Genomic DNA, 20,309 nt, shown 5'->3' with positions numbered 1-20,309 from the left:
TCTATCAAACCATTCCTTACAGCTGGCGTAATTCCTGTTTGATTTCTGTTTTGCCTTTTGTTTTTTCATCGATATCTTTGATTTTTTTCGCAGGTGTTCCCGCTACAACGGTATATGGCTCGACGTCATTTACAACGATGGCTCCGGCAGCTACAACCGCGCCTTTACCAATTGTTACGCCTTCAAGCACAACCGCATTTGCGCCGATCACAACGTCGTCTTCCACGACAACAGGCTTAGCGCTAGGCGGCTCAATAACGCCCGCTAATACAGAACCCGCTCCGATGTGGCAGTTTTTGCCGACAGTCGCGCGTCCGCCGAGAACAACGTTCATATCAATCATCGTACCTTCGCCGATGACTGAACCGATATTAATAGATGCACCCATCATGATAACGGCATTGTCGCCGATTTCAACTTGGTCGCGGATAATAGCGCCGGGCTCGATTCTCGCTTTAACATCTTTTAAATCAAGCATCGGGATCGCAGAGTTGCGGCGGTCATTTTCAATGACGTAATCCTCAATTTTGTCTTTGTTTTCTTCGATTACGCTTTTAATTTCAGCCCACTCGCCAAAAACGACGCCGGATTGGCCGTTCAGGAATGTTTTAGCGGAATCGCCAAAGCTGATTCCTTCAAGATCGCCTTTTACATACACTTTTACAGGCGTTGATTTTGTACTATTTTGAATAAATGAAATAATTTCATTTGCATCCATCATTTTCATATGTATTGTCCTCCTCTGATTTTCTACCTCATTACTGTAACAAAGGAAGGATACAAAGACAAGAAAAAAAGGAACAAGCCTTTATTCTGCCGGCTGGCTGCACAGCGCGGCAAACTGTCTTCCGAATTCCCGGAGCTCTTCTTCCTCACTGCCCTCAGGGTTGTTTTCAATTTTGACCGACGGCAGCACCACCCGCCCGCCGCGGGCCGTGATTACTTTTTCCAATTCGTCAACCGCCCCGCAAAAAAACTCATAGGACGTATCTCCGGAACCGAACAAAGCAAATGTTTTTCCCGTAAACTCCAGGTTTTCCATATCTTCAGCAATATCGAGCATTTCATCAGGAAGATCCCCGTCTCCCCACGTATATGTGCCTAATAAAATATACTCGTAATCATTAAAAAGTTCGGCATGAATATCCATCGCTTCATATCTGTCTACGGATGCTTGTGCTTCGATCAGCCCTTTTTCAATTAAATCCGCCATCGCCTCGGTGTTTCCTGACATTGTGGCGTAAACAAGCAATACATTCCCCATCTTCGTCTCTCCTTTATGCATAAAAACTAATGTGCGAGCCGAACCGCCTCATACGGTCTGACAAACTTACTTTCGTAAAGGCCCGCGCAAAAAAAGTTTTCTTCCCGGTTGGCCACCCGCCATCCGTGACCGCGGATCGTATCAAACCACTTTAATTCACCGGCGGCGAGATCAGCTTGATAAATACGCGAAAATCCGTTTTCGTCCTGTGTCGATGTGACATAAATAATCCCGTTATCCTCAGAAACGTCGAGAAATGATTTTTCCCGTACGGCGGGTCCGGCTGTAATGGCAAACTCCTCTTGCGTCCGCACGTTTCGGACGGCAACCTCCCCCCGTTCTCCCTTTGCCGCGCCCTTTGCTGCAATGAGCCAGTCATTCTGATACATCCTCATTGAAGCCGTCATGCGCTGCCTTTCGCGGCTTATACGCCGGATGCGGTCTTCCGTCAGATCATACGCCCAAATGCCGCCATGATTCATGTGAATCCGGGTGCCGATATAAATCGTCTGACCGTGTAAACAAAGCGAACGGATGACAGGCGGCTCCTTTAATTGTGAAAAGGGCTTAGCCACATGCCAAGTGACGCCGAAATCATCAGATAAGTAGAGGCAGTATGTGCCGTGCGCACAGACAAACCCGTCATTCCGCCCGGCAACGGCCCATACGGAGGCGCTGGTCGGAAACCGGGAGGCCGTCCAGGTCTTTCCCTGATCGGCTGATCTGAGGACGGCGCCTTTTTCTCCAGCCGCGAATATGTAGGGCCCTATGTAAGTCAGCACATGAATTCTGCTTTTCACTCGGAACAGTCTTTTCCAGCCTTCTTCCGCCGAAAAATGAAAAATACCTTCGCCTTTCACAGCCACAAAAAATCCCGAAGATACTGATGCCATCACAGCCGTCGCGCCTTTATGAAACATGGCACCGGTCTCCGTGGTGAGCGGCCCATGCAAGAAAACCGCGGACAAATTCTTTGCAGCATTCCTGATCCTCAGCCGTCTCGGGCGCCAGCTCAATTTTCAGCGTTTCCGGATATAAATTGGCTCCGGCCTGTTCAAACGCATCGCAAAACAGCGTGACCGCTTCGCAAAACTTCGGGTAGGCGTGATCGCCTGAACCGAAACAGGCCGTTTTCAGTCCGTTGAGCTGGCTGTGCAGAATATCTTCGTAAAAATCTTCCGCTTCGTAAGGAAGATCACCGTCCCCCCATGTGTACGTGCCGACAAAAACATAATCATATGCTTCGAGAGAATCCGCATCTGCTTCGTCCATGTCAAGACAGTCAACTGCTATCTGATGCCCGCTCAGTGTTTCTTTTATAATGCCGGCAATATCCTCTGTATTCCCCGACATGCTTGCGTATATCATTAATGCTTTCTGCATATGACCACCTCGTAATTGATAATGATTTTCATTAACATATATAACACTTTAAATGATAATGATTTTCATTGTCAATAAAAAATAAAAAAAAGACAGCATGATTGCTGTCTTTCTAAAATGGGCGTTCCTGCTTCAGCATATCTTTAATGACAGAAACAAAAGCCTGCACCTGTTTTAATTCAAATGCCGGCTCATAACCGAGCAGCCATGTGTCACGGCCGATCGGATGATCTTTTGTATCAAGCAGGGGCATTTTATTTACTTTGTCTTCCTCTTCTAAGGTGACTGACGGCAGAATGGCATATCCGATCCCGTGCAGCGCCATCTGCTTGCACGTTTCAATCTGATCGACAAGGATGGTCTGTTTCGGCGAGGTTTTGAATTTTTGATGCCACCAATGCTGAATTTCCTGAAAATATGTACTGTCACTTTTGAATTGGATGAACGGCCGGTCGGTATGGGCAATATCATCAATACAGGAAATTTCCGTATCGACCAAATATAAATGATCGGTCATTAAATAATCTTTCCGGCCTTTCCATTCCGGATTTCCCCGGATAATGCCGATATGTACCTGATCTTCATACAGACTTTTCAGCATTTCGCTGCTCCACCCTGTAATGAGAGAGACCTTTGCATTCGGATATCGTTCCACATATGTTTTTAACACTTTCGGAAGCCAGTGCTGCCCGATAATCGAGGCGACGGCAAGCTTTAATGTGCCGTGAATCTCACCCTCAAGTTCATCAATGTTTTCTCTGATTCTTTCTTGCCGATCCGTGACGTCATTTGCAAATTGTATGATTTTTTCTCCTGCCGGCGTTACCGTAAGTCCTTTTTGAGACCTAAGAAAGATCTTTGTTCCCCAGGCTTTTTCAATGGTCTGCAATCGCTGGGACAGAGCCGGCTGTGACACGAATAACCGTTCGGCAGCCTTCCTCATGTTTAATTCCTCAGCTAAAACTACGAGCATATGAAGCTCTTGAAGCTGCATGTCGTCCTCCTTTTCAATGCCTTTTCGTATTTCTTATCTACCATTCTAATAAAATAAAGGCTGCCGAGGCAAGCGCCACTCATATGTATGCGTTTTCTTTTTCCGGCATGCAAAAGAACAAATAGGCTGATCGTGCGAGCCTACTTATTCAATGATCTGATATGGCTGCTCAACTGCTTTAATACGACTCTTCTCGTGAAAATGCCTTCAAAGACGCCTTCATCATTTTCAACGCAGACAAAGCCGTTGTTAATGACCATGCTGAATCCTTTGATAATCGGATCATTGATGTGGAGACGGGGAATGTCTTTCAGCATGACTTCCTCAACCGTAATTTGATCCAGCTTCTCAAACTCGATCCGTTCAAGTCCGAAAATGCTGTTCATAATCATATTTGTCCCGATCAAACCGTGCAGACGGTACGAAGCGTCGAGGACGGGAATGGCGGTATAGCCGGTTTTCGTCAGCACTAATAGAGCATGTTCAAGGTTGTTTCCGACTTGAACGTGCGCCACTTTATCCGCCTCGATCATAAATTGTCCGACTGTTGCATCAAGAAGCTGATCTGATTGTAAGCTAATCATGTTCCTTCGACCCCTTTACATTTTTCATCAAAGCATGTATTCCCTATATTGCAATAATATAAACATTATCATTTTTTGTCGAAAAGTTTCCGTCAATAAAAAAGATACTCTTTGCAATCGAGTATCAATTTATAGGCCGCTGATTAATTTTCATTCCGAAAACGGTCATAGAGCGTTACGAGTTTTTTATAAGTGGTTCCATCGACGCTTTTTGACCCTGCTTCTATATCGTTGATTTCGCTGGTCAAAAGCTCAATGGCATATTCTTGATTGATCAGGATATTCAGCAGAAGTTTCTGTTCTTCTTCCGTAAATCGTTCACCGATAAGACTCATACGTAATCAGGCCCCCTATTTTTAACTGAATACCTCCGAAAGCAAGGTGAAATTTGCTTTCAGCTCTACCGCTAGAATAAGTAAACAGAAAAAAATCGTCAACCGCATAATTCGACATTTTGCGGACTCTGTATGAAATATTATTTTGTGTAACGATTGGCATAACTGAATGCTGTGCAGGAATCGGGCTTGATTTTCGCTTCAATGCCCATCGAGGTAATGCGGCCGGTCATTTCTTGTATCAATTCTTTTGTCAGTCCTTTTTGACCGATATCCAGATGCACTTCAAATGAAAGATCCGCCCCTTCATCCGCAAAAGGCAAGAGTAAATCTGTCATTTCCATAAGACGGCCGTCGAGGATATGCGCAGCCATCTCCTGGCTGAACGCGGTTTCCAGCGAAATTTTTTCGCGAAGGCTATGTATCGGTCTTGCTAGATCGTGATTTTTCAAACAGCCCCAAGCTCCCTTGCCTGTACGGTGCAAGTGTATAGCCGTAATAAACTTTGTGAAGTCGCGGTAAACTTGTGAATCAGTCCCTACAGACAGCACGTATGCTGAACGGGGGTCTTTATTGACAAAGCGTTTCAGCCGCTCCGTCACGTCTTGAAAGGTCATCTGTGCCTCAGAAAGATTATAAAACAGAAAAGAATCAGCCATGTACGGACACTCCTCTTTCCAGAGTCTACAACCAAACGAACAAGCACGTTCCTTTGCATAATTTAATAAAGCTCCGCTTGCGGAAGACCGGAAGCTTGGTCAGCCTGAAAAATCAAATCAAATTACTGAAGGAGCTCAAAAATTTCAATAGAAATCATGTCAATGTTATCAAACGGATATGTGTTAGGTTTTTCACCTTTTTGGAAAACCGTCAGTTCAAACGTTTGATTTTTTTCGAAATATTTAACACTGCAAATTTTTTCGCCGTTAACTTCAAAATAACGCTGCATCGGCTCGTTAGCCGCTTCCGCTGTTTCTTGCAGACTTTGCAGCCGCGTGATGATACCCATTAATTGTGACATTCTAAAAAAAGACTCCTTTCAAAAAACAACTTCAAATCAACAAGTATTTATTATAATACAAGTTCTACAGAGCATCATACCATAAAGTAGACCGGGATGGCATTTTCCCGCTGGATTTTCAAAAAGAAATAAACGGGAAAAACCGTGTTTTCGAATAGTTTGAAGCTTTTTTCGGAATGTCATACACCTTTCAAAAATAATTTTTCGCTTTTTGAGCCGCCATTATCAGATGTATGTAAGGAGAAGCCCTTTTATGAGGAGACAGCATAAAAAAACTTGGCGGGGGTAGCGCCAAGTTTTTTCGGATCTTGATCTGATAGAGGGGTTGGGGAACAGAGAGTAACTTCTCTCTATAACTAAATGATAATGATTATCAGTATCATTGTCAATCGTTTTTTAAAACTTTTTTCAAATGAACAAAAAAAGCGGCATACAGCAGCCGCTTTAAAGTAACCCGTCCTGTTCATATAAATAAGAGTAAGGCAGATCGATAAATAAATACATATTGTCATCCATCGGGTATGAAAAGGTTCTGATCATCTCACCTGTCTCAATATCACTGTACAGGTCACTGAAAAAACCTTTTCTTGAATTCCGCATCTTCATGATGTTTTCTAAAAAGTACGGACGCCAGCTCCAGTTTTTCTCCATGTATTCAGGCTGATAAAGCCATTCGCCGGACTGCTTGAACACATTTCCCGTCAGCTGATAGCCTTCTTCATCACACATATAAATTCTGAAACAGCAGTCCGTCAGGTTTTCCGCCAGTTTTTTAATAAACTCATCGTCCGCCTGATGGGTTTTCTTCAGTTCGGAAACTGCCTGATTGACCCGCTTATAAAAATTCTCAGAGTGTTCATATACCGTTTCCAGCTTCTTTTTTTCTCTCGTGATAAATTGCTGAAACTCCGTTTTCAAGCGTGCTTTTAACAGGCTCCGGTCTATAAAATCCCCGCTCGGCGCCTGCAGATAATAGCCTTGAAAAAATCGGCCTCCGTTTCTCCATGCGTACTGGAGCTGGAAATCAGCTTCTATATCTTCATACAGCAGCGCGGCGCCGATTTTTCTCGCCAGCAATGAAATGCTGTACAGCACATGCTCATATGATGGTGACGGCTGAGATACCTTCAGCGCCTGCAAATCTATTTTCAGAAGGTCCGGTGAAAGGAGCGCGATTCTGTCCAGGTTGCTGCTCTCCTTACCTATATTGTCCACCGCGATTTTAATGCCGTATGTACGATAGTAGGCAAGCATATGGTACAGCTGTTCAATGTCGCCTTCGAAATTGTGCTCGGTGATCTCAAGCACAATACGGTTCAATTCAATGCCCTGCTCTTCGTATTCTTTCAAAAGCTCAAGAAAACTTTCGCCGTGGTCAAGCATCAATACATTCGCATCCTGATTGATAAAAATCAACAGATCACGGTCAGCTTCTTTAAACCGCTCCAGCGCCTGCCTGATGACTCTGTCATCGACCTCAAGCTTATATTCTTCCGGAATGCCGGAATCTAAGAAAAACGGCCCGAGGCTCTCAATCTCCGCATCTGCCAAAATCCGCCCAAGCACTTCGTAGCCTACGACTCTTTGTTCCTCAGCGTTAAAAATCGCTTGGTAATACGGAATGACATCATCAATATTCGTCAGTATATCAAGTGGGTCCAACATGTTATCACCTGCTTCTCTATCTTTGTCTGATTATACACAATTATATCAGCACCACAAATGTTTAGATTAGGGGAAAAGGAGGCAGTATGGCCGCAGCTTTAAATAAAAGGGGGACATTTTTAAGATCACTCTTCAGACCGGTTAATTAAGGACGTTATTCATTTGTTTCACAATCACAAATAAAAGGATAAATATAAGAGCATTATAACCGGCATCTATCCAAAATAATGGCTCCAATCAGTGCTGTTATATATCCAATCATCATCATGTTTCAACTGAAAGAAAGTTCCTTTTTTATCTAAAGTGCCACATGTAAGAGTTGTTAACCCGCCAACACTCTCGGAAACGTCAACTCCATACATTGAACCGGCATGATCAGTATGATTTATTGGCATATACGTATAATCAGATAAAATCGTTCCGCCAGCTTGGTTGGCAGAGACACATATAATACAGCCGATGTATCGCCTCCGAGCCCACTCAAATACTCCCTGGCTTTAATAAATTTCGTTTCATCAGGAAAATCTATGTGAAATAGCTTTTCAAATCTGATTATTTCATCAGATGTAAGATTGGTATTTTGATAATACTCCGGAGTAAAAGCACAAATAATAAAGTACCAAATATTAAAGATGATAACGAAACTGCTTACAAATAGTACAACGAACCATTTTCATAATTTCTTCAATTAATCGCCCCTTAATCTTTCAAAATTATATCATAATTTTGAATAGAAAATAAAACAAGCGAACGGCGGCTTTAACGTTCGCTTGTTTTGCAAAATAATCAATATATGAAAAATTAAAACGGATAAGGATTCAGCCATTGCCCCCCGTCCATTGTGATACAGTCCCCGTTTATGTAGGACGCTTCATCAGATAGTAAAAACGCTGCCAACGCGGCGATTTCCTCCGGTGTGCCCAGCCGGCCGAGCGGCACACTGTTCATAGTGCGGGACACCGCTTTTTCCGATTCAAACAGCTTCTCCGCACCGCCTGTCCGTTCAATCGGGCCTGGGGCTATCGCGTTTGTGCGGATGCCGTATTTGCTCCCCCATTCAACGGCCAGCGTTCTTGTCAGTGACAATACCCCCGCTTTGGCTGCAGCGGAATGAACGACACCCGCTCCCGCTCCCCATGCGTATGTAGCGGCCATATTTAAGATGACGCCCTTCTGCTCCTGCTCGATCCAATGCCTTGCCGCTGCTTGGCTGCAGAAAAATGTGCCGTTTAAAACAATCTCAATAACAGCTTTCCATCCATTGGGCGTCAGCTTCTCTGCCGGGCAAATAAAGTTGCCGGCCGCATTGTTAATCAGCGCATCGAGCCGGCCAAAGACTTTTTTCGCTTCTGTAATCATGTCTGAAGCGGCGGAATCAGAACGGACATCCATTTGAAAACAGGCGACCTGTCCCTCAAAGGTCTCAATTTCTTTTTTTGTTTCCTCAAGTGCTTCATGGTTCCTCCCTGTCACCATGACGTGCCATCCTAATTCAGCCTGTTTTTTCGCCATTGCTTTTCCCATGCCGCTTGAACCGCCTGTAATGATTACCGCTTTCTTATCCATAACAAACCCACCCCTTTTTATTGAATGAATAATCATTCATAATTTTATCACAGATGTCTATCCGCGTCATTACATGCTGAGAAGGGATTTTTCAGCCAGGCGGATGATATAATAGAACAACTCTGACAAAGGTTGGTTTTACATATGGAGAAAATGACCAGAAGAACATTTTTAAAAAGAGGATTCGGCATTTTGGGTGCAGCTCTCGCAATGGCTTGCGGAGGTTACGGCTATGCCCGGTATATTGAACCGCGCATGATTGAGATCACCCGGCATACAATCACCAGCCGCCTGATCCCCCGCGGCTTTGACAATTTTAAAATCGTTCAATTCAGCGATACACATCTCAGTGATGTGTTTACATCCGGTGACTTGAATAAAGCAGCGGAAAAGATCAATCAGCTGAAACCCGATCTGCTCATCTTTACGGGAGATTTAATTGATAAGCCGCATTTATTTAATGATCACCAGCATGCACTCGCCGTGCTGCAAAATCTTGAAGCTCCCTTCGGCAAACTTTGTGTTTACGGAAACCATGACCATGGAGGCTACGGTACGAACACGTACAAGGCTCTGATGGAAGCGGCTGATTTTCAAGTGCTTCGAAACGGCTACCGTCAGGTGCAGCTGACAGACGGAAGCCGGATTGAATTCGCGTTTTTGGATGATGTTATGCTCGGAAAACCAGATTATGAAGGCACCCTGTCACGCCTTTCCGAAGATGCGTTTTCCATTTTAATCGTCCACGAGCCTGATGCCGCTCTTAAGATAGGCGGATATCCCGTAAACCTCCAGCTGTCGGGACACACTCACGGCGGCCAGGTCCAGCTCCCGTTTTTCGGCCCTCTCATTACGCCTCCTTACGGAAAAACGTATACCGACGGCATGTATACGCTGCATGACACAGCCGTTTACGTCAATCGCGGGCTCGGTACGACAAGACTGCCGTATCGATTTTTAGCCAGACCGGAAATCACGCTGTTCACATTGAAAACCGAGCAAAAATAAGACTTTTATCCTGATGCACAGACACCCCCTCCGTAATATGTATATGGAAAAGAGCAAAAAGGAGGGTGATGAAACTGCTGACATATCAAGTGAAACAAGGAGAAACCATCTCAAGCATTGCGCAAGACTTCAGAATAAGCACTGCTGCTCTCCTTCAGGCAAATCCCTCAATCCAATCGGTCATATACGCGGGACAGCATATTATCATACCGAATCTTCCCGACCCATCCACCATTCCCTACTCCATCATCGTGTATATCGGAGCGAAGAAACTGGAGTTATACCGCCTTGGCAGGCTCATCCGTACGTATCCCATCGCAGTCGGAAAAATATTGACGACCACGCCGACCGGAGAATTTTACATCGTGAACCGCCAGCCTAAGCCCGGCGGCCCGTTCGGCGCTTATTGGCTCAGCCTCTCTAAAATTCATTACGGCATTCACGGAACAAATAATCCTTCCTCCATCGGCAAAGCAGTATCAAAAGGATGCATCCGGATGTATAATCAGGACGTCACTGAACTTGCCGCTACCGTTCCTAATGGAACAAGAGTGACTATTATAAGATAGAAAGATCTTATTTGTTAATGGAACGAGCTGATGATAATATATTACAGTGGGACCTTTAGGGTAAGGAGCGTGTTTATGGATATATTTAAAAATCGCAATTTTGTCCGTCTCTTTTTCGCAGCACTCGCTTCTCAAATGGGAACGACTGTAGGTAATATGGCTTTCGCTTTTTACTTGCTGGACCATTTTTCAAACCAGCCGGCATACACGACTTTGGCTGAGCTGATGTATTCACTGCCGACAGTTTTCGTATTTCTGATTGTCGGTGTCGCAGCTGACCGGCTTGACAGGAAAAAGGTCGCAGAGAATTGTGACTGGATCAGAGCCGGACTGACGATCGTATTGTTTGCCGCATTATACACCGGGAGCATCCCTCTCGTGTTCTGTATTTTGTTCATCAGAAGCGCCGTGACCAAGTTCTTTTTCCCGGCGGAAGCCAGCCTTGTACAAGCTATTCTGCCTAAGGAGCATTACGCGAAAGCGGCGGGACTTAACCAGATTCTGTTCAGCATCTTCATGGTATTCGGCGTCGGTATAGGCGCGTTTATGTATAAAACGATCGGTATTCACGGAGCCATTATCCTTGATTTTGTCAGCTTTATTGTATCAGGCTTTCTGATCCGCGCGTGCCGCATTCCGAAAGAAGCCCGTCAGCCGAACGGCCCTTTTAAATGGGGAGATTCGTTTCTGAAAGACTCGGTCGCTGATTTTAAGGAAGGGATCGTATATATTGTTAAAAACAAATTGCTTGCTTCCCTTATTTTCGGCTTTTTTATCTTTGGTTTTGTCAACGGCGGCTTTGCCGTACTGCCGATGTTTACGATGAAATACGGACTTGCGCCTGATCATTACGAATCACATACTTCCATCTTCACCGTTGCACTCGGCTTCGGCCTGCTTGCAGGAAGTGTGATCGGAACGATGATCGCAAAAAAAGTCAAACCGCATCATTTGATGTCGATTCCTATTTTGGCAGCCGGACTGCTCATTTTTGTCCTCGGCTATACGGATAAGCTGTGGATTTATTATGCGGCGGCTTTCGTCCTCGGCATGTGCATCGGCCCTGTCAATATCGCCATCGGCGGCTGGATGCCGAAAATCGTTCATCCGAAAATAATGGGCCGGGTCAGCGGCTGGCAGGATCCTTTTATGATGTTTGCCCAATCGATTACACTCGGACTGGTCGCCCTGTTATTTCCGAAATTCGTTACCAATATTGATTACCTTTATTACGGCATGGGAATCGTGATTTTAGCGGTATTTGTGTTCTATTTTATCGCTCTTCCGAAATACAGCGCCGAGGCAGCAGAGATCGATGTGCAGCAATCATTAAAGGCTGATTCTGAAAAACATGCGAAACCTGTCTAATAAAGGAAAAAGATGCGCCCTTTTCATCAGAAAAAGGCGTATTTTTATAATCAATATTTGCATTTCAACGCTAAAAAAGTATAATCTATATATGAACTTGATCAATGCAAAGGAGAGAAATAATGGACGACCACGCTTATTCGAAAGAGCTGCAGCCAACCATCGAGAATCTTTCAAAAGCTGTTTATACTGTGAACCGCCATGCAAAAACCGCCCCCAACCCTAAATACCTTTATCTGCTGAAAAAACGGGCATTACAAAAGCTTGTGAAAGAAGGCAAAGGGAAAAAAATAGGGCTTCACTTTTCAAATAATCCCAGGTTTAGCCAACAGCAGTCAGACGTACTTATCTCTATCGGAGACTACTATTTTCACATGCCTCCAACAAAAGAAGACTTCCAGCATCTTCCGCATTTAGGTACGTTAAATCAGTCGTACCGCAATCCTAAAGCACAAATGTCTTTGACAAAAGCGAAAAACGTATTGCAAAAATATGTGGGCTTAAAGGAAAAACCGCTTGCCGCCAACAGGCAGCAGCCCGCTTATCATAAACCCGTATTTAAAAAACTTGGTGAGAGTTATTTTTAATTCCGCCGCAAAAAAAGCCGATGCGTCATGCATCGGCTTTTTTCTATTCAATCACGTACGTATCCACTTTTTTAATGAGCTCGCTGATTTCAGGCTTGCTGATCTGTTCATCCGCTCCGACTACTTCGCCCCGGTGGCGCAGGTCGTCCGTAATCAGGGACGAGAAAATCATAATCGGCACATCAGAGCTTTGCGGGTTATCCTTAAGGAGCTTCGTCAAACGATGCCCGTCCATTTTCGGCATTTCAATGTCACTGATAATCATGTCAATATGGTCTGACAGGTTTGCTCCGTTATCCGTCAGTTCCACGACGTAATCATACGCTTCTTTTCCGTTTTCAAACGTAACGATTTCACTGTACCCCGCCTCAGTCAGCTCATCCGTCAAAAGACGCATCAGAAGCGGCGAATCTTCAACGATGATCAGTTTTTTACCCGCCCGTCTTTCATCAAATCCTTCCTGATGGACATGATAAGTCTCAACTCCGGATGCCGATTCAATATCATAAATGATCTTTTCATAATCAGGCAGAAAGATCATCGTGTCTTCCAGTTTGATGATTCCCGTTAAGTGCCGCTCCATGCCCTGGTTCAGGGAAGTCGGCTTTTCAATCGCCTCCCAGGACACCCTGTGGATTTGTGAAACGGAACCGACGTGAAAGACGATTTTCCGCTTGTTGAATTCCGTTACGATATATTTATCGTCTTTTGCTCCTTCGGCATCAACGCCGAAAAAGGTATACAGACTGATGACGGGAAGAATTTCGCCTCTCAGCTTAATCATCCCTTCTACGTCTTTATGAGACTGAGGCACAGATGTGACATCTACCGGCTGAATGATTTCCCGGACTTTCATCACATTTATGCCAAATGTATTGACACCTACTTCAAATTTGACGATTTCTAATTCGTTTGTGCCTGAATCCAATAAAATATCGTATTGTTGTAAAGACAATTCAATCCCTCGCTATCCGCATTCAGTATTGTACTGTATATATCGGCTGGAAACGGAAAAAGTGAATGTATTCGGGCCAACTGGCCATGAACTCTTTATAAAAAGATGCTTTTTTCTGATATCCCATTGACTTTTTGACATCGAGTGGTAAAATAGTCAAGGATTTTTCAGGAAGAAGGGTGTAATAAATGGGTACAGTAGTCATATTCGACCAAGATCAAATGACGGTGTTAGAAGATATCAGCAAAACGGCTTACCTGCAAATGAAAAAAGAGGCGAAAGAGCGTCCCGACAAGCCCGCTCCATACATCTTATGGCGGGAAGACGTCAGCTTTGAATACGGGTATTAATGACATTCGCCACATATCACAATAGATAGATCATGATACAATGAAGACAATCATTTCAGCTGGTTGTCTTATTTTTTTCTGAAAGAAGGTATGTTTTCACATATCGGACATATACTCGGGATAGTTCAATAAAAAGATGACAAATGCTCAGCTAGTGGTAAAATAGGAGAAACTCAATATATAGTATAAGGTGATGAATTATGGAACATTTGCTTAATCCGAATGTAAAAGAAATTGAAATTTCAGGAATTCGCAAATTCTCAAATCTTGTAGCTCAGCACGACAATGTCATTTCGCTTACGATCGGTCAGCCGGATTTCTTCACGCCGCACCATGTCAAAGCGGCTGCCAAAAAGGCAATCGCCGAGAACGCAACGGCATATACTCCGAATGCGGGCGGCCTTGAGCTGAGACAGGCCGTACAGCTTTATATGAAGAAAAAAGCTGATTTGAATTATGAAGCTGAAACTGAAATCATCGTCACAACCGGGGCAAGCCAAGCGATTGACGCGTCTTTGCGGACGATTTTATCTCCGGGCGATGAAGTTATTCTCCCCGGACCGATATATCCGGGCTACGAACCGATCATCCGCATGTCGGGCGCCGTTCCGGTCCATGTGGATACGACGACACACGGATTTAAGCTGACGGCGCGGCTCATTGAAGAATCGCTGACACCAAAAACAAAATGCGTCATTCTTCCTTATCCGTCAAATCCGACCGGAGTGACATTGTCTGAGGAAGAGCTGCAAAACATCGCAGCCGTCCTGAAGGGCAGAAATGTTTTTGTCCTGTCTGATGAGATATACAGCGAATTAACCTATGACAGACCGCATTATTCGATCGCGTCTTATTTGAGAGACCAGACGATCGTCATCAACGGCCTGTCAAAATCACACAGCATGACGGGCTGGAGAATCGGTTTCATTTTCGCACCGAAAGAAATTGCCAAGCACATCTTAAAAGTTCACCAATACAGTGTGACATGCGCGTCTTCAATCTCTCAGAAAGCGGCTCTTGAAGCGGTGACAAACGGTGTTGATGATGCGCTTATTATGAGAGAACAGTATAAAAAGCGGCTTGACTATGTATATGACCGTCTTGTTTCAATGGGGCTTGACGTCGTAAAGCCGTCAGGCGCATTTTATATCTTCCCTTCCATTAAGTCATTCGGAATGTCATCGTTTGATTTTAGTATGGCTCTTTTAGAGGATGCAGGTGTGGCTCTTGTGCCCGGCAGCTCGTTTTCAAAGTTGGGTGAAGGGTATGTGAGGCTGTCATTCGCATATTCACTGGATACATTGAGAGAAGGCTTGGACCGGCTGGAAGCATTTATTTTAAAAACGAGAGAATCCATGCAGACTATTTAAACAACGGCATAACGCCGTTGTTTTTTATTGTTTCGGGAATGTAATGTGAAAGGCCGTGCCTCTATCCGGTTTGCTGTCTACTTGGATAGCTCCCTGGTGGTTTTTAATAAGGTTGAATGTGACCATCAGCCCCAGGCCGGTTCCTTTTTCTTTCGTTGTCAAAAACGGTTCGCCTATTCGTTTCAGCACGTTTTCCGGTATCCCGTCACCCTCGTCTTTCACCGTCACATTAACGGAATACTCATCTTCTGTCATAAGAATGTGAACCGTTCCCCCATCCGGCATCGACTCAACGGCATTTTTAATCAGATTGATAAACACCTGTTTCAGCTGATTTTGATCACCGTTAATATACATGCTGTCATGTTCGTAATCCGTTTTGATAAAAATCCCTTTAAGATTTGCCTGCGTCTCTAAAAGAGCGGTCACTTCACTTATAATTTTCTTTAAGTTTACACGCTCTTTCACGGCGTTTTGCTGAGGTTTGGCAAGCATTAAAAGCTCACTTAAAATTAATTCGATTCTGCTCAGCTCAGAAAACACAATTTCAAAGTAATGTTCGTTTTCCTCCATCGTCGGCTTCATGAGCTGTAAAAATCCTTTGATCGCCGTCAGCGGATTGCGGATTTCGTGAGCGATCCCCGCCGCCAGCTGCCCTGCAATAGACAGCTTTTCTGATTTCAGCATTAATTCCTCCGTCTGCTTCCGCTCAGAAATGTCACGCAGAATGACCTGCACGGCCGTTTCTCCGAAAAACGTCGTCGGAATGCAGACCATTTCCGTGTAGATCAGCCGGTTTTTAAAGGTAAACCACGATTGCTTAATAATTTCTGACTCAGTCTTTCGGTTGATAATATTTTGGATCCGCTGTTTCACGCCGTCATGATCACAGGGATGAAGCTGATCATAGACGTTTTTCCCGATTAAATCTTCATATGTTTCAGCCTCAAACAGCGAAATGCCCGACTCATTCATGAATACCCATTTATCATTGTGAATCACGGCGATCGTGTCAATTGAATTCTGAATGAGGAGCTGATAACGCTCTCTGCTTTTTTGCAGAATCGTTTGGAATTTTTTCCGTGAAGAAATATCAATCAGAAGCAGCAATTCCGCCCGCTGATTTTTATATGTCGTCGGTGCCGCCTTTACTTCTAAATGAACGGGCGTGCCGTCGAGTCTTCTCCACGTCTGTTCGATCATTCCGACTTCCATTCCTTTTTGCATCCGCACAATTCGGTTTTTCACAATGTCGTGATACTCTTCTTCAATAAACTCATAAGAGCGCCTGCCGATTACCTCGTCTTTGCTTTCGGCTCCCAGCATGGCAAGCATCGCGTTGTTGGCGTAGGCGATTGTGCCGTTGATGCTGACATATAAAGGATTCGGCAGCATTTCGACAAGACGCTCGAATTCGCCGTTTCCAGCCGCATCTTCCGACTGTTGTTCTGCCTTTTGCTTCTTTTGTTCATACATATAAGGCCGGCGGGGCGTCTTCTCCTCAAGCACCTTGATTTTGAGGATGATTTCCCGATCCGTCCCCTCCATTTGCGGTGTGACAATTTCCACACCCGCTTCAAGCCATACGATGGTATGATCTTTTTTAATAAGACGAAAGGTGCAAGGCATCAAATGATGCTCATTATAGAAGTAACTTTCAACCAAAAATTGATCTTCTTCATGCAGGAACGTTTTGAGAAATGACCCGATCATCTCTTCCTGAGAATAACTGAAGTACGATTTGCAGTTTGCAGAAATATACATAATACGCCCGTTAGACGTCAAAACGGCATGAAGATCGGTTTTCGATTGAAACTGTTTGACATGCTGAGTATCCTGTTCCACAGAATCCCTCCTTTGCATTATACTCGCACTGCAGGCTGGACACGGACTGGTATAAAATGAAATTCCACTAGATTGATTCGCTAAAAAATGAGCATTCTCCTTCTATTCTTATTGTGAACGTCAATTTTCCTGAATGAAAGAAAGGGCGCACGAGATGTTCGGCCGCCCTTTCATTTGTTATTTTTTATTGTATTTCTTTTCAAGTTCTTTGTAAGCGTCAATTGCTCCCTTGGCAATGTTTTTGCTTACATGATCTTTATCATTTCGAACAGACGGAACGACGACGCTGAATGCCACTCGTGGATGTTCTGACGGATAATAGCCGACAAAGGTCAGGTTATACGTGTACTTCCCCCACCAGTTTTTGTTCGTGCCGTAATAGTGCGTCTCCGCGGTTCCCGTTTTTCCGGAAACATCAGCGCCGGAACCTTGGAATGTTGAATAAGCCGTTCCTTGAGGTGAGCTTGTGACCAATTTCATTCCTTTATGAACCTGATCAAAATCGCTCGGGCTGTTATTTACTTTGTTCAAAATTTTAATATCTCGCTGTTCAATCGCTTTTCCAATCTTATTTTTGCTGTCCGGTTCATGAATGCTTGTGACGATCCGCGGCTGAACGCGATACCCGCCGTTTGCGATGGCTGAAATATATTGAGCCATTTGAAGCGGCGTATACGTATCAAACTGTCCGATCGCAAAGTCAAGCAGCAATCCCCCGACCATTTGCGGATTTGACTGCATGCCCGCTGATTCCTGCGGAAGATCAATCCCGGTCTTCACACCCAAACCGAATTGGGCGTAGTAGTTGCGCATTTTCTTAATATCGTCTAATCCGGCAGGCAGCGTGCCGTACGGCCTGTAGGTAATGCCGGCGATATGCATGGCCACATGAAACATATATACGTTTGAACTTCTTTGCAACGCGGTCAGCTCAGTAATGGCTCCCATTTGTGTCCACGATTGTTTTCTCGTTTTGCCTTTAAATACAAGCGGTGCATCGACAAACGTTTTATAATGCGGGAGGCCGCTTTGGTAACCCGCGAGAACAGTCGCTCCTTTAACAGAAGAGCCCATCTCATATTGGGTCGTAAATGCTCCGATCGCAAAATCCTGTGTTTTATTTGTTTCGAGATCGATGCGTTTCCCCGCCATTGAGAGAATATCCCCGTTGTTCGGATCCATCATGACGGCAAATCCTCTGTCAACCATAAAGTTGCCTGCGGCGCGGCTTCTTCTCAGCTCTTTTTCAATGACTTTTTCGACTTTCGACTGTAATTCCATATCGAGCGAGAGCTGCAGATCGTAGCCTCTGCTGCCTTCATCGACGGGCTTTTGGCTGACGACTTCACCTTTGCTGTTTTCCACATACTCTACTTTTTCTTTATGTGCGTTTAAATAGTCTTCATACTGATATTCAATGTAGCTTTTACCCACCCGGTCATTCAGTGAGTAGCCTCTTGTGACATAATAATCTTTCCGTTCGCCCAACAATCCCTGTTCCGGTGTCGTCACACCGCCGAACAGAGAGTACAGCGTTTTGTCGTATGGATATTTCCGCGTCCAGTCATTGATCACGTCAATGCCGGGGAGCTCTTTCAGGTGCTCGGATACCACGGAAACTTCTTCATATGTCAGGTCGCTTTTTGGTTTTTGCTTGTTGTTTTCATGCTCGTCAAGCAGTGAACCGCTGTTTCCGTTTCCGTTCAGCTTATTCGGGTCCATTGATTTGACGACTTGCGGCTGATAGGCGTTGCCGCTTGAAAAACGCGTATAAATCGCCGCGATTTCCAGCTCTTTTTTATTTTGTTTGATCGCATCAATCTCCTGCTTCGGGACGCGTTCAATCTGGCGTTTGTATACTTCTTGGGATTTCAGGCTGTTTTCTGAATCCTTCATAAGCTTTTCCGCCTTCTTCGGATGTGCGGCAAGCCAGTAATCAATGATATTTCGATCCTTCATAAATTCAGTATCAATATGAATCAGTGCGGCAAGATTTTTTGCCGTTTTCAATTTGTCCTTTGCCGAGGTTTTTGAGGTAGAAACGTATACAATTTCAGGCACAGCCTGGTTATCAACCGCCACTCTGTTCCGCTTGTCATACATCTTTCCCCGCGGTGTCGGATAATAGGCGGTTTTTGCATTTGCCTTCTCCGCATCCTGGCGGTGTTTATCCCCTTCGACAATCTGGACGATGCCGAGTTTAAAAATCAGTGCCGTAAAGAGAAGGAAAACAACTAAAAAATAGAGATTCATTCTCAGCGCTCTGTAACGTTTCGTTTTTTTCTTTGGTTCGCGCGCGACTTCAGCCACTTTCTGTTACACCTCTCAAATCATTGAATATATTTACATAAACAGATTTTAATTGTAACATTTTTGTAAAAGTTGTTACAGCGAAAACGGGTAAAAAAAACTGTCAAGATCAAATTATCTTAAAATATATCTAACACTTCAAATAATTTGAAGAGATGTAACGGATTTTAAAAAATAAATACAGATCGTTTTTCCTGATATAAAGCCATTTTTCTGTGCTCAATTACAATTATGACAAACGTTTGTTGTCAAAGGAAATGGCTGCCTGCATTATGACAAAAAAGCTGTGATAAGATTTTTCATGTAGAAAAAAACTTCTCTGGGAGGCTATTAACTATGAAAAAAGCATTTCTCTTATCTGCTGCCGCGGCAGTCAGTTTGATTACATTCGGAGGCATTCAGCAGGCATCTGCCAAAGAGCTGTCATGCCAGCACGTCGTTACTGTGAAAAAAGGAAACACCGTACAGCATCTGACTCTTCAAGAGGCTGTTGAAAAACTACATATGAAAACGAGCGTGAAAAAGCTGAACGTTAAAAATGAGAAAGAACTGAAACAGCAGCTGCAAAAACACGCAAAGCATTCTGATATGACAGTTAAAGACGTTCAAAAAGAAACACCGGCAAAAACGGCACCGGCAGCTGCCGAAAAACCGAAAGCCGATCAAAACCAGACGGCTGACAATGCAAAACAGACAGATAACACAAACAACAGCAGCGAGAAAACTCCTTCATCTGTCAGTGCGTACGAAAAGAAAGTCGTTGAATTGACAAACGCAGAGAGACAAAAGCAAGGCTTAAAACCTCTGCAGATTGATGATAAATTAAGCAAATCAGCTCACGCAAAATCACAAGATATGAAAGACAAAAACTATTTCGATCACCAAAGCCCTACTTACGGCTCACCTTTCGATATGATGAAGTCTTTCGGAATCACTTATAAAACTGCCGGTGAAAATATCGCCAAAGGACAGCCGACTCCTGAAGCTGTCGTTAAAGCTTGGATGAACAGTGAAGGCCACAGAAAGAACATCATGAATCCTGAGTTCACTCAAATCGGTGTCGGTTATGTAGAATCAGGAAACATCTGGACACAGCAATTCATCGGAAAATAAACAAAAAAAGATTGCCCCGGCG

The 20,309-nt window shown here is 44.2% G+C and carries 20 protein-coding genes and 2 pseudogenes; 7 read left to right on the top strand and 15 right to left on the bottom strand.

The features are described from left to right. Positions 1-16: 16 nt before the first annotated feature. The 12 genes and pseudogenes from dapD to fadH form a co-directional block, all read right to left on the bottom strand. On the bottom strand, positions 17-727 hold the full coding sequence (gene dapD / locus NSQ37_RS12980; protein WP_012117443.1) for a 2,3,4,5-tetrahydropyridine-2,6-dicarboxylate N-acetyltransferase: 711 nt from the start codon (positions 725-727) through the stop codon (positions 17-19). An 81-nt stretch (positions 728-808) separates the two neighbouring features. Next, the gene (locus tag NSQ37_RS12975) at positions 809-1,264 is read right to left on the bottom strand and encodes a flavodoxin (protein WP_007409622.1); all 456 of its coding nucleotides are present in this window, start codon (positions 1,262-1,264) and stop codon (positions 809-811) included. A gap of 26 nt (positions 1,265-1,290) precedes the next feature. Further along, positions 1,291-2,184: a WD40/YVTN/BNR-like repeat-containing protein gene (locus tag NSQ37_RS12970; RefSeq protein WP_015239761.1), complete on the bottom strand. Its 894-nt coding sequence runs from the start codon at positions 2,182-2,184 to the stop codon at positions 1,291-1,293. After that, a complete protein-coding gene (locus NSQ37_RS12965) occupies positions 2,174-2,647 on the bottom strand; it encodes a flavodoxin (RefSeq protein ID WP_012117440.1) in 474 nt (157 codons plus the stop codon). The genes NSQ37_RS12970 and NSQ37_RS12965 overlap by 11 nt, the downstream gene beginning before the upstream one ends. A gap of 112 nt (positions 2,648-2,759) precedes the next feature. After that, entirely contained in the window at positions 2,760-3,641 is an 882-nt protein-coding gene (gene ccpC / locus NSQ37_RS12960) for a transcriptional regulator CcpC (RefSeq protein WP_007611101.1), read from the bottom strand. Between the two features lie 140 nt (positions 3,642-3,781). Next, the gene (gene cbpB, locus NSQ37_RS12955) at positions 3,782-4,225 is read right to left on the bottom strand and encodes a cyclic-di-AMP-binding protein CbpB (protein ID WP_003154608.1); all 444 of its coding nucleotides are present in this window, start codon (positions 4,223-4,225) and stop codon (positions 3,782-3,784) included. A 143-nt stretch (positions 4,226-4,368) separates the two neighbouring features. Beyond that, positions 4,369-4,560, bottom strand: a complete 192-nt coding sequence (gene abbA / locus NSQ37_RS12950; RefSeq protein WP_007409618.1) for an antirepressor AbbA — start codon at positions 4,558-4,560, stop codon at positions 4,369-4,371. A gap of 140 nt (positions 4,561-4,700) precedes the next feature. After that, positions 4,701-5,219 (bottom strand): ribonuclease H-like YkuK family protein, encoded by a 519-nt coding sequence (locus tag NSQ37_RS12945; protein ID WP_012117439.1) that lies wholly within the window; start codon positions 5,217-5,219, stop codon positions 4,701-4,703. 122 nt (positions 5,220-5,341) lie between these two features. After that, positions 5,342-5,581 carry a YkuJ family protein gene (locus tag NSQ37_RS12940; RefSeq protein ID WP_003154613.1) on the bottom strand — a complete coding sequence of 80 codons (240 nt, stop codon included), beginning with the start codon at positions 5,579-5,581 and terminating at the stop codon, positions 5,342-5,344. A gap of 444 nt (positions 5,582-6,025) precedes the next feature. Continuing rightward, positions 6,026-7,246, bottom strand: coding sequence for an EAL domain-containing protein (locus NSQ37_RS12935; RefSeq protein ID WP_007409615.1), 1,221 nt, complete (start codon positions 7,244-7,246; stop codon positions 6,026-6,028). A gap of 141 nt (positions 7,247-7,387) precedes the next feature. Further along, positions 7,388-7,883, bottom strand: a pseudogene (locus NSQ37_RS12930) (hypothetical protein). Between the two features lie 164 nt (positions 7,884-8,047). Further along, entirely contained in the window at positions 8,048-8,812 is a 765-nt protein-coding gene (gene fadH / locus NSQ37_RS12925; RefSeq protein WP_003154618.1) for a 2,4-dienoyl-CoA reductase, read from the bottom strand. A gap of 144 nt (positions 8,813-8,956) precedes the next feature. On the opposite strand from fadH, the gene NSQ37_RS12920 reads away from it, so the two are divergent. The 4 genes from NSQ37_RS12920 (at position 8,957) to NSQ37_RS12905 (ending at position 12,344) form a co-directional block, all read left to right on the top strand. Continuing rightward, positions 8,957-9,820, top strand: coding sequence for a metallophosphoesterase (locus NSQ37_RS12920; RefSeq protein ID WP_015239758.1), 864 nt, complete (start codon positions 8,957-8,959; stop codon positions 9,818-9,820). 74 nt (positions 9,821-9,894) lie between these two features. Beyond that, positions 9,895-10,389, top strand: a complete 495-nt coding sequence (locus NSQ37_RS12915) for a L,D-transpeptidase family protein (RefSeq protein ID WP_088462390.1) — start codon at positions 9,895-9,897, stop codon at positions 10,387-10,389. A gap of 75 nt (positions 10,390-10,464) precedes the next feature. Beyond that, positions 10,465-11,757: an MFS transporter gene (locus tag NSQ37_RS12910; protein WP_015239757.1), complete on the top strand. Its 1,293-nt coding sequence runs from the start codon at positions 10,465-10,467 to the stop codon at positions 11,755-11,757. Positions 11,758-11,879: 122 nt separating this feature from the next. Beyond that, entirely contained in the window at positions 11,880-12,344 is a 465-nt protein-coding gene (locus NSQ37_RS12905; protein WP_003154622.1) for a YkyB family protein, read from the top strand. A gap of 43 nt (positions 12,345-12,387) precedes the next feature. On the opposite strand, the gene cheV is transcribed toward NSQ37_RS12905, so the two are convergent. Continuing rightward, entirely contained in the window at positions 12,388-13,299 is a 912-nt protein-coding gene (gene cheV / locus NSQ37_RS12900; protein WP_007409609.1) for a chemotaxis protein CheV, read from the bottom strand. A 188-nt stretch (positions 13,300-13,487) separates the two neighbouring features. On the opposite strand from cheV, the gene NSQ37_RS12895 reads away from it, so the two are divergent. Together NSQ37_RS12895 and NSQ37_RS12890 are read left to right on the top strand one after the other, a co-directional pair. Continuing rightward, entirely contained in the window at positions 13,488-13,649 is a 162-nt protein-coding gene (locus NSQ37_RS12895) for a hypothetical protein (protein ID WP_007409608.1), read from the top strand. A 200-nt stretch (positions 13,650-13,849) separates the two neighbouring features. After that, positions 13,850-15,063, top strand: a pseudogene (locus tag NSQ37_RS12890) (aminotransferase A). Here NSQ37_RS12890 and NSQ37_RS12885 read toward each other — a convergent pair. Both NSQ37_RS12885 and NSQ37_RS12880 read right to left on the bottom strand, forming a co-directional pair. After that, complete coding sequence (locus NSQ37_RS12885; protein WP_021493759.1) at positions 15,044-16,864, bottom strand: PAS domain-containing protein; 1,821 nt, start codon at positions 16,862-16,864, stop codon at positions 15,044-15,046. The pseudogene NSQ37_RS12890 and the gene NSQ37_RS12885 sit on opposite strands and share 20 nt — an antisense overlap. A gap of 177 nt (positions 16,865-17,041) precedes the next feature. After that, positions 17,042-19,174 carry a peptidoglycan D,D-transpeptidase FtsI family protein gene (locus NSQ37_RS12880; RefSeq protein WP_076424033.1) on the bottom strand — a complete coding sequence of 711 codons (2,133 nt, stop codon included), beginning with the start codon at positions 19,172-19,174 and terminating at the stop codon, positions 17,042-17,044. A gap of 336 nt (positions 19,175-19,510) precedes the next feature. Here NSQ37_RS12880 and NSQ37_RS12875 point away from each other — a divergent pair, with 336 nt between their 5' ends. Then, on the top strand, positions 19,511-20,287 hold the full coding sequence (locus tag NSQ37_RS12875; RefSeq protein ID WP_072589035.1) for a CAP domain-containing protein: 777 nt from the start codon (positions 19,511-19,513) through the stop codon (positions 20,285-20,287). Positions 20,288-20,309 lie beyond the last annotated feature (22 nt).

Source organism: Bacillus sp. FSL P4-0334 (assembly GCF_038004825.1).
Lineage (GTDB): Bacteria > Bacillota > Bacilli > Bacillales > Bacillaceae > Bacillus > Bacillus velezensis.
Note: the sequence above shows the minus strand (reverse complement) of the source record. Positions and strands in the feature narration are given on the sequence as shown.